This is a genomic window from Pseudomonas sp. MPB23, assembly GCF_046605395.1.
Classification (GTDB): Bacteria; Pseudomonadota; Gammaproteobacteria; order Pseudomonadales; family Pseudomonadaceae; genus Aquipseudomonas.
This window is the reverse complement of the sequence record NZ_CP176771.1, coordinates 5,237,207-5,251,390: the sequence shown is the minus strand read 5'-3', so window position 1 is coordinate 5,251,390 and position 14,184 is coordinate 5,237,207. Positions and strand designations below refer to the sequence as shown.

Sequence of the window (14,184 nt, the reverse complement as noted above, 5' to 3'; positions counted from 1 at the left end):
CTTTATTTTTTACCTTTGACCCGTAATTCGCCGGCAAACAGCCCACGTTCACGGGCCCAGACGATCGCCGCACTGCGGCTATGCACCCCCAGCTTGGAATACACCGTGGCCACATGGTTGCGCACGGTGTTGGGCGCCAGTTTCAGGCGCGAGGCGATCTCTTTGTCGGCCAGGCCTTCACAGATCAAGCCCAGCACATCGCGCTCGCGGGCGGTCAGGTCGGTGAAGCTCACATTCGGCCGGTGGGGGCTGTTGACGCTCTTGGCGTTGGCCAGTTTCTCGATCAGGGTCTGGCTGAACCAGGACGCGTCCTGCATCACTTCCTCGATGGCCGCCACCAGTTCCAGCTCCGAGCGTTTGCGTTCGGTGATGTTCATCATCACCAGCAAGTAGCACGGTACGTCCTGGAGGGTCACCGTGTCGGCGGAGACCACGCAGTCGATCACCTCGTTGCCTTTCTTGCGCACCTTGAGGTCCTGGCCGTCGAGGTTGCCGGCTTTCTCCAGGGTGACGAACAACTGGGCGGCGGCCTGCTGGCTGTCGATGAAGTCGATGTCTTCGACGGATTTACCGATCAGTTCCTCGCTGGTGTAACCGGTAATCGTCATGAAGGCTTCGTTGATGTCCAGCACCTGCCGGTTCGCGGCGTTGCACACCAGGGTCGGCACCGGCGTCAGGCGGAACGACTTGGCGAAGCGCTCTTCACTCTGGCGCAGGGCGATTTCGGCCTTGCGGCGCGGCTCCAGGTCGGTGAAGGAAAACAGCATGCAGTCTTCCTCGTTCATGTCCAGCGGCTGGCCGGCGACGATCACCAGTTTGCTGCCGCCTTCGGGCAGGCGCAGTTCGGCCTGCATCTGCGGGATGGTCGCGCCGTCGGCCAGGCGCTGGATGGCCAGGTCTCTGCGCTCGGCGTGTTCCAGCACATCCAGCTCATATACCGAGCGGCCGATGACCTGGTCGCGGTTGTAGCCGGTCATCTCCAGGAAACCCTGGTTGACCTTGATGTAGCGCAGGTCGCTGAGGCGACAGATCACCGCCGGTGCCGGGTTGGCGCTGAAGGTCTTTTCAAAGCGTTGTTCGGCGCTGGCCCATTCGGTGGCGTCGGCGAGGATCAGCACCAGCCATTCCGGTTCACCGCGGGCGTCTCTGATCACCAGGCTGCGCAAGCGATGCACCCAGGTTTTCTCCGGGGCGGCGGTGGGCGTGACGTCCACCACCACATCGCTGAATTCCTCACCCGCCGCTGCGCGCGCGAGGGGGTAATTCTCCGCCGGCAAGGGATGGTTATTGCGATAGCGCAGGGCGAAACGCTCAGCGTATTCCAGGGTATTGGCGCCCAGTGCCGCGACGTCATCCACTCCGTGCATCGTCAGTGCGGCGTCGTTGGCCCAGAGGATTGTCTGGTCGACTTCGGCGAGGATGATCCCATCGGACAGCCCGGAGATGATCTGCTGTAACTGGCGGCGGTTGGTTTCTTTGGCAAGAACATCCTGGGACATGGTTTCTCCTGGGGTTGGGCACATGGGACTACGACCTCCAGGCTTCAGGATAGTGCTGCGCCATTAGCCCGATGAAGGCGGGTCACCCGTTGGCGGACGCCGCTTGGCTTGAGTACCTGTTAACTTTGACAGTAGGCACGACCGGTCAATATTCGTAGGCTGGGCTTAATCACCGTGGAATATCGTAGAAGGAGCCAGCCATGACTAAGTCCGAATTTCTCGTTTACCTGGACACGGAAATTTCAGCGTCCCAGGCACGCATCTCAACGAAAAACACCAAGTCCGACAGGGTTGATACGGGCAGGGTGGAGTTCTTGACTGTGATTAAAAACATGCTCACCAAGAACGCCACGCCCGAGGACGTGGGGCGACTGGGGGCGTTCAACGATGTTGCGCAGAAACTGGGTGTGCTGACGAGTTCGGAAACCTTGTTGTCCGGGCTTGAAGGTTGAGTTTGGGGGCATGGGGGGCGGGGAGCGCTCACCCCAACATGCGCCGCGTGCTCAGCGCGGCTGCATGCGTCCCCGCCCTGCATGATGCGTGCAGTGGCAGGGCGGGTTTACGTTCAGGCTAACCAGCCCACCAATGGGACAATCAACAGCGTACTCAACGCCATTGAAATCACATTGCCAATGTATGGATGAATGTGAGCAGGCAGTCTCGCCGCGATTGCACAAGCCAACGGCGGTGCGATCAATGCGCCAAGCGTCGTACTCAAGGTAATCACGATCCAACTGTCGCCATGGGCCAATATGGCCGCGGGTACCACCGATACCAGAGGAACATAAGTCGGATACCAACCGCGTTTTATCCATTGCGATCGCCAGATCACGACACCCAATGCCGATGTCAGTGCTTGTGCCCCAACAATGGACAAAAGCAGACCAGAGCCATACGCCGGGCCAGTGGGATTGAGGGCGTAAGCGAGCAGCACGCCTGCCAATAACCCAAGGCTGGCGAGCTCATTTCCAAAAAACGGTGCTTCTGAAAAGTCCGCCAACACTCGACGCAGACTCCAGATCAGTCCGTAGCTGGGTGGTTTGGTAGGCATTGGCCTGGCTGGGGCAATGTGGTCCGAGCGCACCAGAGAAGGAACCCAGCGACACAGTGCAAATGCGACAACGCTGCCGGCCGCCATCCCGAGTACATTGCCGATCACCGCTGGCAAACCCAAGGGGGTGCACACCAGATTGACGATTAACAAGCACATCGGGGTAACCAGCAATGCCCCCAGTACTGCACCGTTGAGGGTGATCTTCCAACCGCCGCCAAACATGAGCACCATCGCGGCCGGCAATGAAACAAAGGCCGCAAAGGTCGGCTGCCAGGTTTCGGCGGTTACGCTCCAACCCCACATCAGGTTGCTCAGCAGAAGCCCGGTCAATGAACTGGTCACCAGCCAAGGCCATAATCCGGTGCCATAGCAAATAGAAAAGCCTTGCCAGACCTTACCGTGCTTGCTCGCCCACCAGGCTACATAAGCTCCGCTTAACAGGCCCAGTGAGGCGAGTTCGTGCTTATAGAAGGCAACCTCGCTGATATCGCCCAGTATCCATCGTAACCAGGCGACCGGTTGGGGCAGGCCGATAACCATCTCACTGTATCCCGGCCAGGATCCCTGGTGACTGAAGATAACCCAGAGCACCAGCAAGGCCGCGATTAGCCCCAGGGCAGTGATGGTGATATCAGCCCGTGAATAAGGTAGAGATTTCTTTATAAATAAGTTTTCCATGGCAGCCCTCTGCTCAGCGAGCCAGGGCGGGGTGTTGGGTGTACCCGAGCATCTGATCGTAGAGATCATTGCGCCGGTCACGCTGCAGATCATTGAGGTTGTTCCAGATCGGTGCGCTGCGGGCACTGGTGATGTCGATGTCTGCGAATAGAATCTCCTGACGATTAGCTGACGCCACTGCCCCAATCGGCCAGCCGTTGGTGCCGGCAATCAAGGAGCATCCGAGGTAGCGGGCATCCCGTTCCTCACCGATGCGGCTGGCAGCCGCAATAAACACGTTATTCACATGCGCCGCAGTCATGGTCAGGTACGACGCCATGCACTTTCCCGCTTCATCGAACAACGGTGGTGGCGTCCAGACCCAGTTGTTCAGGCTGCAAATGATATCGGCGCCTTGCTGGCTGAGAATTCGCGGTACCTCAGGGAACCAGATGTCCCAGCAGATCAGTAGGCCAATGCGACCGATCGGCGTTTCAAACACTGGAAAACCAGTATCGCCAGGGGTGAACCAAAGCTTTTCCAGATTCCATAGATGGGCCTTTCGGTACTTGCCTATAAAACCGTCGGGGCCCAGCAAGACCGCAGTGTTGAAAAGCTGCATGCCGTCTATTTCGCTCAGGCCGGCTACCAGGTACACCCGGTGCTTGCAGGCAAAATCAATCCACTCCCGCATACTTGGACCGTTTGGTACTTCCTCTGCATGCTCAAACGCGTCTTGGCGATTGCTGAAGAAATACCCGCAATTGGAGAGCTCCGGCAGCACGATCAGATTGGCGCCACCGTTTGCCGCTTCAGTCGCCAGCAAAAGGCTTTGACGCAGGTTATCTCTTCTATTGGCGGTGCCGACCTGGGGATTGAACTGAATGACAGCGACGCGGGCGGGACTTGTTGGCTCACTCATGGGTTGACCTCTTATTGTTATGCAACCGGGGTTGGTTGGATGTTTATAAGAGGCGATGATGCGTTTAAAGAAAAGTCAGATGATTCCTCTTGCGCTGTAGCCTATTTCTCGTATTTTGATTTAACTCTCCGTTTTATACTCTGGGTAGTCACGCATGTTAAATCCACCATTGAAGCGTGCTTGAGTGTTGCTGCAAATATTGATCACTGTGTCGATCGCGCCCCTGAAGCATGGTTCTGTCCAGCCGGCATCTACAGAAAACAATTCGTCGCACAGGTAGAGTCCGGACTTATGGGAGAAGTCTCTATTATATTTCATCAGGCCGACAGCAGCGTAGTAAGTGCCCGGACGATAGAGTTTTGCGCAGCCAAGAGAGTGCTTGTCATTCATCCAGCGTTGAACGATTGCCTGATCACGCGCTATGTAGGGAGAAATGCGCTCTTTGATGTTTGTTGAGTTTAAAAGAATTCTATCCAGTTCTTCAATGCATTTATCGACGAGTTCTCTGTCGCTAAAAAGTGAGAGTTTTGTTGCATCGTCTTCCCGTGTGTAACTTAAAAGTATGCAGTCGTAGGCGCCATTGTCGTTGTAGCGGTAGGTATAGACATCATGTATGAAACTGTCAGTTACGATGGCTTGAGGGATACGTCTGTTTCGTGAAAGAAAAGTTTTCTTGAGCGGTGCATAGACTTTGCAGCTAGTTTCCCAATGGGCTGTTTTATAGGCGGTGATGGTTTCAAAAGGGAGCATTTCTTGAGTGAAGTTCTCAAGTGCGATTTGAGTTTCTATCAGCCATGAGGGAAGTGTCATTATGACCCAGTCAGCGTCAATGAACTTTTTTTCTGTTTTCTCCGGTTGTGCAGTGTTCCAGTCGTAGTGGACTCTTGTTTTTCCACTTTTTAGTTTTTTCAGTTTTGTCACGGCGGTACTGGTAAGTATGCCGGTGGGGCTTTTAATTAAATGTTCATAAAGTGATTCGCGGGTCTCGCGAGGCTTTATGAAAAGTAATGACTCCGCCAGCGCTCCGAGACCAATATAATTTGGCTTGTTGAAGTAAAGACCTGCCGAATCGATGACTCCGGTAGCGTTCAGATAGGGCGATGGCACTGGCGTGCCCTCTAAGTCTACCCGGCCGTGGATCAACTGTAGATGGCTACTGAATCCAAATATAGCCGTCCGTATTGGGTAAATGCAGCAGACATCATAAAATGCTCCCCAACTACCGTCACCAATGCCAATAGAGTAAAAAATAGCGGACTCCTGCGCGGTCATGCCCATACCGCCAAAATCGCCGGGGTCACGTTCACTCCATTGATCTATGATTGGCATTTTTACCAAGTCACGGAACGAAATGCTTTCGTATTTTTTTACTATGGAATCCCACATGGCCTCCCAGTGTTCGGAGCCATAGTGTTCGGATACGTGTCGCGTCATGCGTTCGGAAAAGGCTTTCCACTTTGCGAATACTGCACCCAACGCTTCACCTGGGGGGGCTGTCTTTCCGTCGGCATTTTTCCATATAAGCATGGTTGGATTACTGTCGCTCTCTAAACTGCCTTCTCTCAGATAGATTCCAGTCGAACGAACTGCGGGGCTGCCTGGGTTTGGAAAGTCAGAATGGACTAACTCAAATTCGTTGGCGTAATAGGCCATGAGTGAGCGACCGTCTTTGGGGGATTCGTGGGACTTGTTGAAGAATGGCATTCTCATTGCGCCCATCTCGAAAGGGGGGCGTCCGAGAGTACGAATGTTGTTACTCCCCAGCGCTGTCAGGTGCCGACCTCCGATTCGCTTGGCTTTTTCAATCAGTGTGATGTTTGTGAAGCCGCACCTGTGTAATTCTCGCGCCGTTGTCAAACCTGTAATGCCCGCACCGATAATGCAAATTTTTTGACCGGTATTATTTGCTTTGGCGATGCCGTTTTCTTGCTCCACCCACGTACGATAGTCAAAACACAGGTCGGGTGGATTAGGAAATGTCGCTCTCCATTTGTTATTAATGGCGCGCTTTTTTTTGCTGCATCGCTGAGCGATGTCTGCCGGATAATTGAAATTGGAACCAATGGTCATTCTGATATTCCTTCTTGGGGTAAATTCTCCATTCATAGGTTGAGCATCGGTTCCGAGAGTGAAAATAAGCACGGGGTGATTTTTGGCTAAGGTATGTCGTGGTTTCTCGTAGGGGAAAGGAAAGGGAGAGGTCATAAGTCCGGGTGTATGTGAACTTGCAAATCCCCCCCGATTCTGGGAAAACCCCACCCTTTGCGCCTCCAACGAGACTTCCCATGAGCAACGACACACTCCAGATCACTGACGTGCGCATTGGCACCGGAAAAACCGTGGTCAAAGGCGCGCTGATCACCACCCAATACACCGGCACCCTGGAAGACGGCACGGTGTTCGATTCGTCCTGGACACGGGGGAAGCCGTTCCAGTGCGTGATCGGCACCGGGCGGGTGATCAAGGGCTGGGAGCAAGTATTTCGTATGTGAGTACAAACAATCTTACCGTCCGTCGCAACCAATAGAAAATATTTGCTTTTATCATGCAGATATGCTTGACATATGGCATATGTCATGATAGTCTATTAGTGAGATAGGGGATTTTTCTCAGTCCTTCTTCATCCCCCTCCTGCAACACTCCGATTTCTCCTGAGGCTTTCACGAGCTTCAACCCGGCCCGGTATCCATGCCGTCCGAACGCCAGCAGTCGTCGAGCCACAACTGTTAGACAGGCTGGTTACTTGTCGCATCGCAGCCCCTCGATCTAGTGGAATGGGGCAACAACTTCGTAACACCACAACGAGCATCGGCTACATCTTAAAGGCGAGAACCTTAAACCTCTCGCCTTTTTCTTTGCTTTCGATTCAACAACGAAACTTCCGAAACAACTTCACCATTCAACAGGAGGGCCACCCATTGGCCGTAATCCAAAGACCCTGCCGCCATTGCGGCAAGTTATTCCCAGCAAGAACAAGTCGAGCAATGTTCTGCTCTGACAGTTGCCGAACATTACACGGGCGAGCAAAGCGCGCCAGCACGAAGACAGTACGTATTGGGATTCTATCTGTAGAGTTTCAAAACGTCGCTGATAAATCACTCGAAGAGCTTCAAGCTCTTGTAGAAAACGAACTAACCCCGGAAATGTTAGCCATCGTTCGCCCAGAACATCCAGCCCAAACAGGAGAAATACAACATGCTTAAACAGCCAGATTCAGTAGAGCTTCAAGCTCGCATCGAAAGTGCCCAGACGGGCTACAGAGACCGCAAGGCAGGTCTTGATATGAACGCTGGAACCGACCCAGTAAGTGGACGGGCAGTACCCAAACAAGTTGACGGCGGTACAGTGGTATTCTTCTGTCCTCATCCTTTAGACATCCTGCCAACTTATCTTGAGCAGGTGCAGAAGGGTTACCAGCCTCACCCGCTCTCAGTTGTGCAGATTGATCATGCGCGATTCGACGTGTACTTCTTCAAGCCAGAACCAGTTATCAAAGCAGCGCTTGAGCAAATCGCTCAAGCTGTGACAGCTCAGTATCACGAAGAAATCGCAGTTCATAACGAACAGTTCATCCAACAGCAAGTTGACGCCCAGTTGCGAGTTGATCTCGCCAGAGAAGAGCGCGAGCGTGCAGTAAAAGAGGCTGAGCGTAGAGCGGCAGTTGAAAAACAGATTCGTGAAACATTCCAGCCAGCCGAAACTGCCGAAGCTCCAGCACCAATTAAAGGCCGTAAATGATGGATGGATTAACCAAGTTGCTCCTTCGCAGGTACGCTCCTAATGACCCGCGTCTAACAGAGCCCTCAGGGGCTCTTGCAGCAGTTGCAAAGTCTACAGCCTCGCTACCTAATGCCTCTGGCATTAAAGTGTCTCCAGAGGCGTTAGAGAAGGCTACAGGCATGACAGTTATCCTAAGCTCGGAGAAGTATAGTGAGAGTGTCATTTTTGAAGCCGTCACTAAGTTCAATCGTGAGCATCCAGAGTACATGTCTAATTCATTCGTATTGCCTACGGCTACTAACGGTATTCCTGCTGGTAGCTGGGTACTAACCAGCATCGAGGATCTTGATGGAAAGATTTGAAACACCCGCTCCACTGGTGACACGTATTGCCAGACTTGCAGAACCCGCTCCACGTCGCGTTATCTTCAAACTAAGCTCCGATACAGTCCTTGATATCAAACGTATCCTTGGAAACTTCAAGGATGTGGTTCAGCGCGTTTACGGCAGACAGAATTACAGTGTTCTGTGGTTTCGATGCAAAGACGGAAGTATCATCGTTGCAATCTCTGGCACTCGTCCTGTAGTTGCACATGTCGAGCTGTTTCTAGCCCATGGTCGCATGTCTGGATTGTTTGAATCTGGAAAAATACTATATGAGGGTATGGGCGCCGGATCTTTCGAGGTGCATATAGAGCGACAGTTACGTCACTACACCGCCACTTCCGTAGCACACAGCTTCGGAGGTAGCCACCCATGAGCCTGAATGAAGAAATTGCACGCCTAACGGGCTTGTTGGTTTTCAAAACCGACTCTACGGGCCTACAGCGTTTTATGGGCTTGCTCAAGTCTGCTGAAGTTGCAATGGAAAAGGTTGGCAAGCAAGCTGACGCTCTCTCTGCAAGGATGAACAAGTCTCTTGGGCTTAGAGTTGATACTGCCGCTCAGGCCAAGCTGGACAAACAACTGCGCTCTTCTTTGGATCGTGAACTCCGTGGGGAAGTTCTTCTCCAGAAGGCAAAGCGAGCCACTTTCCAGGCTGAGTTGCAAGGTCAGAAATTGCAGTTTGCCGGGCAGAAAGAACTGGCTTTCCTGAGTACAGCGGCCATCCGAGACAAGCAAGCCTTGGCAGTCCTTGAAGCGAAGACACAAGCAGCCCAGGCAGCAAAGCTCAAGGTACAGGGACTGGCTATCAAGAATGAGGACGCCCTGGCTCAAGCCAAGGCCCGCCAAGTGCGAGCCGAATCCATTCTTGCCACCCAGCAGGCCCGCACCGTCGCTCTCCAGGCTCAGCAGCAACGCACCATGAGCGCCACTCAGCGTATTGAACAAGCAATGCTCGAGGGTAGAGCCCGTGGGCAGCGTGCCGCGATTAGATTTGCTGAGACGCAGGCAGCGCAAAAGGTGAGGGCACAGCGTCAGGACGTAGCCTTTCAGCAGCGAGCCGAACGGCATGCAGCGTTTCAACAAAGACAGGTCCAATGGGAGGCCAATCGCAACAAGCCAGTACCCTCTACGGGCTTTCTGGGGCTTGGTACAGGCGCTTTAGCCGTAGGTGGTGCAGCCGCTGGAGTAGCTGCAATCGTGGGCGCTATCAGTGCCTTGGGCGCCCGTATGGAGGCTGTGCAAGGCCGCGTCAGCGAGAGTCAGCAACTTGAAAACGTGCTCACCCAAGCCGGGGGCAAGAACCCTGCAAATGCTGAATTTGCTAAGACTGAATGGCTACGGATCAATGCAAAATACGGCACCGAAGCCAGCCTTGAGTCTGCGAAGGCATACCGTACGTTCCTGATGGCCGAGGTGGCACGTGGTCGTAGCTTGAGTCAGGCCACTGGCACCTACGAGACCCGCCAAGCGGCATTCCGTGGTGCTGGGATGACTGCCGAGGAACAGCGCCGGGCCAACTTGCAGCTCCAGCAAATTGCCAGCAAATCACAGAGCGACCGTGAAGACCTGAACACATTTTCAGAGGCAGCACCTTTGCTGGTAGAGCCAATTCGCAGGGCGTGGGCAGCACGTAACAAGCACGCCTTGGACGGCAACTTGGAAAAAGACTTTCGTGCAAGCACCACAGCTGGGAATCTCAAGGCCGAGGACTTCACGAAGGGTATCGAGCTGTTTGTAAAAGAGAACGCCGACGCTATCGCCCGACAGAGCGCTAGCATCGACGCCAACGCCACAAGGCTGTCCAACGCCCAGTTCTTGCAGCAACAAGGCTTGGACCAGAACCCGGAATTGATTGGGGCCATCAACGAGCGTTTGAAGTCTGAAATGGACCTCAACGAGGCAATGAAGCCTCTCAAAGAGACCGCCGTTCAACTGGATATCGCGCTGAACAAGTTGGTCACTTCTGCATTGCGTATGGCAGTTGGTAAAACTGCCGACGGTGAGGCAATGACACCCGAAGAACGAGCCCGTCAGATTGGCAATGCTGGTGTAGACGGAGTTCTAACTTTGCCCGGTGGCAGCAGCGACACCCTTACAACTCAGCAAAGGCTTGACGCAGACACCCGAGACCCTATTTCCAAGCTTTGGAGGTTGCTGGGTGTAGGTAAAGACTTACAGAAAGTTGCTGACGATAACCGTGAACGATGGGGTGGTGTCGGTTTTAGTGACCACGCTCCTTGGGATATTCGCCCAGAGCCACTTGATCTAAGCAGCCTGAATACAGGCGGGCTTCCAAACTACGGCAAACGCTTAGAAGACTTACTCAGTCAGAGTGATCCAAATGCCGCTGTAGCTAAGTTTGCCACAGCAGCCGCTGCTAATGCATCGCGTGCAACCTCAGGTAGTCGTGGTGAGTGGGTTTCTGATGAGCGAGCTGTTAAGTCGGAACCTGTGACTAACAATGTTACAAACAATACACCTATTACTGTTGAAGTTAATATCACGACCAAGACAGATGCAAGCGCTGCTGAAATCGGCGCTACCGTATCTGGACAAGTTCGAGAAGAAATTCAGAAGGTGTTCCAGTCTTATCAACCTAAAGAAGTTCATTAAGCCTATCGCGAGATAGGCTTCACCCTTTCATATAACTAGCAAGATCAAGGAGGCTCCGTGCCTGAACTAAAGATTATAAAGCGATTGCTTGCAACAACGATAGCTATAATTCTGCTGAATATCGGTGTTACCTCATACGGAATCATTCGTAACGAAAGGACATACGCCCAGACAGCGGAACAACTAACAGATTACGCAATTCGGCGAGAAAGCGAACTATCCAGCCAGCTACGAGACTACGTTGAGCATCAGGCAACTAGCCTAAGAAACAACTGGTACGACTGGCAACAGGAAGACCTTGCCCGCTCAAGAAGGTTTGCAGAGCTTGAAGTGGCGCGACAGTTACATGGATATACACGTCAATCTTTTGGAGAACAATAATGAACCAGATTTACCATGATGCAAATGCGGCAATGCATGCCGCGTATGCACTTTCAAAGATGCTCCGCAGGCCAGTATGGCGCCATACAGGCGTTGATAGTCGTGGGGCTATTGTGTGGGTGGTTAGTCTTGAGAGTGACGCTGCAATCGCTCTACAAGAGCTTTCGACCTAACCCATTACAGTAACTTGTATAACCTCAAGCATCTTGACAAAATAGGGTCGTCTGGCGTATAGTCGCCAACTTTCCAGCAAGCCAACACCGAGCGTTCTCGACTTGCCCTAGTGCAACGTCAGGCGGCGGTTTCGTGCTGCCTGGAATTTGACCTATCTAACTACCAGAGGCAAATGCCTATGAAATGAAAATTACAGGAGCACAACTATGGCGGCACCATTTGTTTTAAATCTTATTGACTACACAGAGTCAATCCAACCGGCACCGACGAAGCGTGGGCGAAAGCCACGCAGCACGGCCAATCCCATTGCTCACATCATTGCCGAGCTATCATTCCCTGAGGCTCGCCCTCAGTGGTTTGACGACATTGTTTTTGGTAGTTGCCTCAACAGCGCAGGTCAGTCTGGGAACGTTTGCAACGTATCCATGGACGAGGTTACCGGGGCGCTTCACTTGCGTACATTCGTAGTTCAGCCCCTTCTCGATGCTGGAATGGCAAGGCGGAAAGCCCAGCGAGTGGTAGCAGCTGCACGCCACGCTGCCCACGGGTTATTCACCTATCTGATTCGACGACCAGAGCTGCTTGAACGTTACGAGGAGGACGCGCGTATTGAGGCCAAGCTGGCCTACTCCCATGTTGCGCTTGTGCCGTATACACCGCTAAGACAGGTTCCGCGCCACATCGAAGAGTTACGAGAAGCTGGAGATTACTTAGCATACGGCGAGGCACTCCGAGAGTTCCGCCTTCAAGGAACTCATTAACGTCGGAAAGAAGAAAGACCGTAGGTCTGAGCAGATTAAAGCAATTAACGTCGGAAAGAAAAGAAGCCAGTGCGAAGCACTAAAGTTGAATCGCCCATAGAGTGACGTTAGTCGTATCGTCCCGATTTTGGATCAGCCCACCAGTAAATACATCCAGCATCACCACAACCCAAAATGCTCTTGCTCTTGATCTGTTGCACCGAAGGTGATGGCAATAGCTGTCAGCGAACGCTGACGATGAACTGCTGAATGCGAACGCATTCGTTTATGCACGAAAATCTAAGATCAAGATCAAAGGCAGAAGCGGTTCTGTGGTGATTTCTTTATGTATGGCTTCGGTTGGACTGGAAGTCCTGTGGCGATACGTCCACCGGGAGGTGGAGACATTGGAGTGAATCAACTTACAGCTCACGCTGTTACCACCTTTTGACTAGATGGGACCATACGGCGACGTATGATGCTGACTCACTCCATTGGCGGACTAACTCTTCGTGCTATCGATGGCAAAGTTAATGAACGCCGAGCAAGTGATCAACATAAAGCGAGCGTCTGCTTGAGTAAGATCTGATTCGTTATCCATTAGGGAATGACGAATGCCGCTAGCATCGTTGGTATACCCGTAGAGTGCGGAGAAGGCAGTCTTGAGACTTGAGTGAAGGCTGTGATGCTTTTCTAACACTTTCAGAGCTTGGCCTAGAGTAGCTTTGTCATCGCCAACAAGTTTCTTTGCTAGAGACTCAACAGCGCTAATGCTCTCTTTGATGGAGTTTCGATAGTCTGGGTTGAGCTTGTCCGTCAGAAACCCAAGTGCCGTTTGTATATGAGTTCTGACACCCGTATATTGATCGGATATTGTAATCGCTCGCTCGACTTCTTCTATTTCATCTTGCGATGTAATTGGTGTGATCTTGCCTGCGACGAAGCGATAGGCTGAGTTTTCCCTCTCTAGTATCTGGTTACAGGTTTTTATAAAGAAATCAGCCCTTGCTGTTTGTCCCTGTTTGTACTCGGGAGCATGCTGTGGTGTAAATTCTATAAATGCGTAAACTCTATCCCAAGTGCAACTGAAAAAGCTTTCACGAACCTTGGCAAGGAATTTATTCCAATGGGTGTCAATAGTGTCGATGGATTTTTTATAATGAAGAGAGTATAGCTTTCTTGAGTAGCTACCGAAGTTTGATCCCTTTACGTAGTCGTACATTCGGTTTGCTGAGGTATATTGGCTCCAGTACGTTTCGATTAGGGCGTTCCATAACGAAATGCGTAAATCCATATCCATATCATCTACTTGAATTACTTTGGATTCTGGTATCAACCCCATTCGCTGTGAGAAATCCATTACCACCTCGCTCATGCCCTATTCAAGAATGCTCCGTTGAACGCATCCTTTCTCACGCCATTATCCATGGTGGCGATGTGGCGGCATACCCCCACCGGAAACCCCTCCTGAAACCTCAAATAACCCCCTGAAAACCTCCCCAAGGTTGTCAATATAGTCCTTGGCTATTGGTTATTACTTATTGATAGTTGCGGTTGGTATCCTCTACAGCCCAGTGTTTCCGTAGGACATGTCACAAGCGGACAAGCTCGCCTCTGTGAGAAACATCGCCAAACTGGTTTCGAACATTCAGAACGAACAAAACGCGTCCAAATGGCGAAATTCAGCAAGACGACAACACCCAGCCCAGGCAGTGGAGCTACCAAGCCCGCATTGCTGCAACGAACTCAGCAGTCCCACTACCAACAGCGGATGAGCTTACGGTTTAGCAGGCTTATGCACTGGGAGCGTCTTATGTTTGTCTTTGTTTTCCGGGTTTACGTGGTGCCTTCTGTCGTCCTTGCCATCGTCTCGTGCTGGTTTGGGGCCGGGCTTGATGTTGGTAAACATGTGCTGTCCTTTTCGTTGGCGGTGCTCACTGTTCAATGGGCAGCTGTTAACCATCCCCTTGACCACGCGGATGAGAAATCCCACCCGCCTGACATAAGTAGCGGCAATCTGCCATATGTCAAGAAGGGT

The 14,184-nt window shown here is 52.3% G+C and carries 11 protein-coding genes and 1 pseudogene; 7 read left to right on the top strand and 5 right to left on the bottom strand.

Annotated elements, in window-relative coordinates; all coding sequences use genetic code 11:
• Positions 1-2: 2 nt before the first annotated feature.
• Positions 3-1,499: a PAS domain S-box protein gene (locus ACLH0J_RS23585; protein ID WP_411389270.1), complete on the bottom strand. Its 1,497-nt coding sequence runs from the start codon at positions 1,497-1,499 to the stop codon at positions 3-5.
• Positions 1,500-1,699: 200 nt separating this feature from the next.
• On the opposite strand from ACLH0J_RS23585, the gene ACLH0J_RS23580 reads away from it, so the two are divergent.
• Positions 1,700-1,951 carry a hypothetical protein gene (locus tag ACLH0J_RS23580; protein ID WP_411389269.1) on the top strand — a complete coding sequence of 84 codons (252 nt, stop codon included), beginning with the start codon at positions 1,700-1,702 and terminating at the stop codon, positions 1,949-1,951.
• A 113-nt stretch (positions 1,952-2,064) separates the two neighbouring features.
• On the opposite strand, the gene ACLH0J_RS23575 is transcribed toward ACLH0J_RS23580, so the two are convergent.
• The 3 genes from ACLH0J_RS23575 to ACLH0J_RS23565 all read right to left on the bottom strand — a co-directional run bounded on the left by ACLH0J_RS23575 (position 2,065) and on the right by ACLH0J_RS23565 (position 6,202).
• The gene (locus ACLH0J_RS23575) at positions 2,065-3,231 is read right to left on the bottom strand and encodes a hypothetical protein (protein WP_411389268.1); all 1,167 of its coding nucleotides are present in this window, start codon (positions 3,229-3,231) and stop codon (positions 2,065-2,067) included.
• Positions 3,232-3,244: 13 nt separating this feature from the next.
• Complete coding sequence (locus tag ACLH0J_RS23570) at positions 3,245-4,132, bottom strand: nitrilase family protein (RefSeq protein WP_078835416.1); 888 nt, start codon at positions 4,130-4,132, stop codon at positions 3,245-3,247.
• A 120-nt stretch (positions 4,133-4,252) separates the two neighbouring features.
• Positions 4,253-6,202 (bottom strand): flavin monoamine oxidase family protein, encoded by a 1,950-nt coding sequence (locus ACLH0J_RS23565; RefSeq protein ID WP_411389267.1) that lies wholly within the window; start codon positions 6,200-6,202, stop codon positions 4,253-4,255.
• 215 nt (positions 6,203-6,417) lie between these two features.
• Here ACLH0J_RS23565 and ACLH0J_RS23560 point away from each other — a divergent pair.
• The 6 genes and pseudogenes from ACLH0J_RS23560 to ACLH0J_RS23535 all read left to right on the top strand — a co-directional run.
• Positions 6,418-6,609: pseudogene (locus tag ACLH0J_RS23560) on the top strand (FKBP-type peptidyl-prolyl cis-trans isomerase); the annotation flags it as partial.
• Positions 6,610-7,327: 718 nt separating this feature from the next.
• Entirely contained in the window at positions 7,328-7,870 is a 543-nt protein-coding gene (locus tag ACLH0J_RS23555; protein WP_411389266.1) for a hypothetical protein, read from the top strand.
• A 330-nt stretch (positions 7,871-8,200) separates the two neighbouring features.
• Positions 8,201-8,611 carry a hypothetical protein gene (locus ACLH0J_RS23550; protein ID WP_411389265.1) on the top strand — a complete coding sequence of 137 codons (411 nt, stop codon included), beginning with the start codon at positions 8,201-8,203 and terminating at the stop codon, positions 8,609-8,611.
• Complete coding sequence (locus tag ACLH0J_RS23545) at positions 8,608-10,851, top strand: tape measure protein (RefSeq protein ID WP_411389264.1); 2,244 nt, start codon at positions 8,608-8,610, stop codon at positions 10,849-10,851. Before ACLH0J_RS23550 ends, ACLH0J_RS23545 begins: the two co-directional genes overlap by 4 nt.
• A 57-nt stretch (positions 10,852-10,908) precedes the next feature.
• On the top strand, positions 10,909-11,232 hold the full coding sequence (locus ACLH0J_RS23540) for a hypothetical protein (protein ID WP_411389263.1): 324 nt from the start codon (positions 10,909-10,911) through the stop codon (positions 11,230-11,232).
• A 380-nt stretch (positions 11,233-11,612) separates the two neighbouring features.
• Positions 11,613-12,167, top strand: a complete 555-nt coding sequence (locus tag ACLH0J_RS23535; protein WP_411389262.1) for a hypothetical protein — start codon at positions 11,613-11,615, stop codon at positions 12,165-12,167.
• A 481-nt stretch (positions 12,168-12,648) separates the two neighbouring features.
• Here ACLH0J_RS23535 and ACLH0J_RS23530 read toward each other — a convergent pair whose 3' ends face one another.
• On the bottom strand, positions 12,649-13,521 hold the full coding sequence (locus ACLH0J_RS23530; RefSeq protein ID WP_411389261.1) for an AbiJ-NTD4 domain-containing protein: 873 nt from the start codon (positions 13,519-13,521) through the stop codon (positions 12,649-12,651).
• Positions 13,522-14,184: the final 663 nt, after the last annotated feature.

Coding starts and splice junctions, on each gene's coding strand:
- ACLH0J_RS23585 (WP_411389270.1), bottom strand. CDS start 1,499: ATGTCCCAGGATGTTCTTGCCAAAGAAACCAACCGCCGCCAGTTACAG.
- ACLH0J_RS23580 (WP_411389269.1), top strand. CDS start 1,700: ATGACTAAGTCCGAATTTCTCGTTTACCTGGACACGGAAATTTCAGCG.
- ACLH0J_RS23575 (WP_411389268.1), bottom strand. CDS start 3,231: ATGGAAAACTTATTTATAAAGAAATCTCTACCTTATTCACGGGCTGAT.
- ACLH0J_RS23570 (WP_078835416.1), bottom strand. CDS start 4,132: ATGAGTGAGCCAACAAGTCCCGCCCGCGTCGCTGTCATTCAGTTCAAT.
- ACLH0J_RS23565 (WP_411389267.1), bottom strand. CDS start 6,202: ATGACCATTGGTTCCAATTTCAATTATCCGGCAGACATCGCTCAGCGA.
- ACLH0J_RS23555 (WP_411389266.1), top strand. CDS start 7,328: ATGCTTAAACAGCCAGATTCAGTAGAGCTTCAAGCTCGCATCGAAAGT.
- ACLH0J_RS23550 (WP_411389265.1), top strand. CDS start 8,201: ATGGAAAGATTTGAAACACCCGCTCCACTGGTGACACGTATTGCCAGA.
- ACLH0J_RS23545 (WP_411389264.1), top strand. CDS start 8,608: ATGAGCCTGAATGAAGAAATTGCACGCCTAACGGGCTTGTTGGTTTTC.
- ACLH0J_RS23535 (WP_411389262.1), top strand. CDS start 11,613: ATGGCGGCACCATTTGTTTTAAATCTTATTGACTACACAGAGTCAATC.
- ACLH0J_RS23530 (WP_411389261.1), bottom strand. CDS start 13,521: ATGAGCGAGGTGGTAATGGATTTCTCACAGCGAATGGGGTTGATACCA.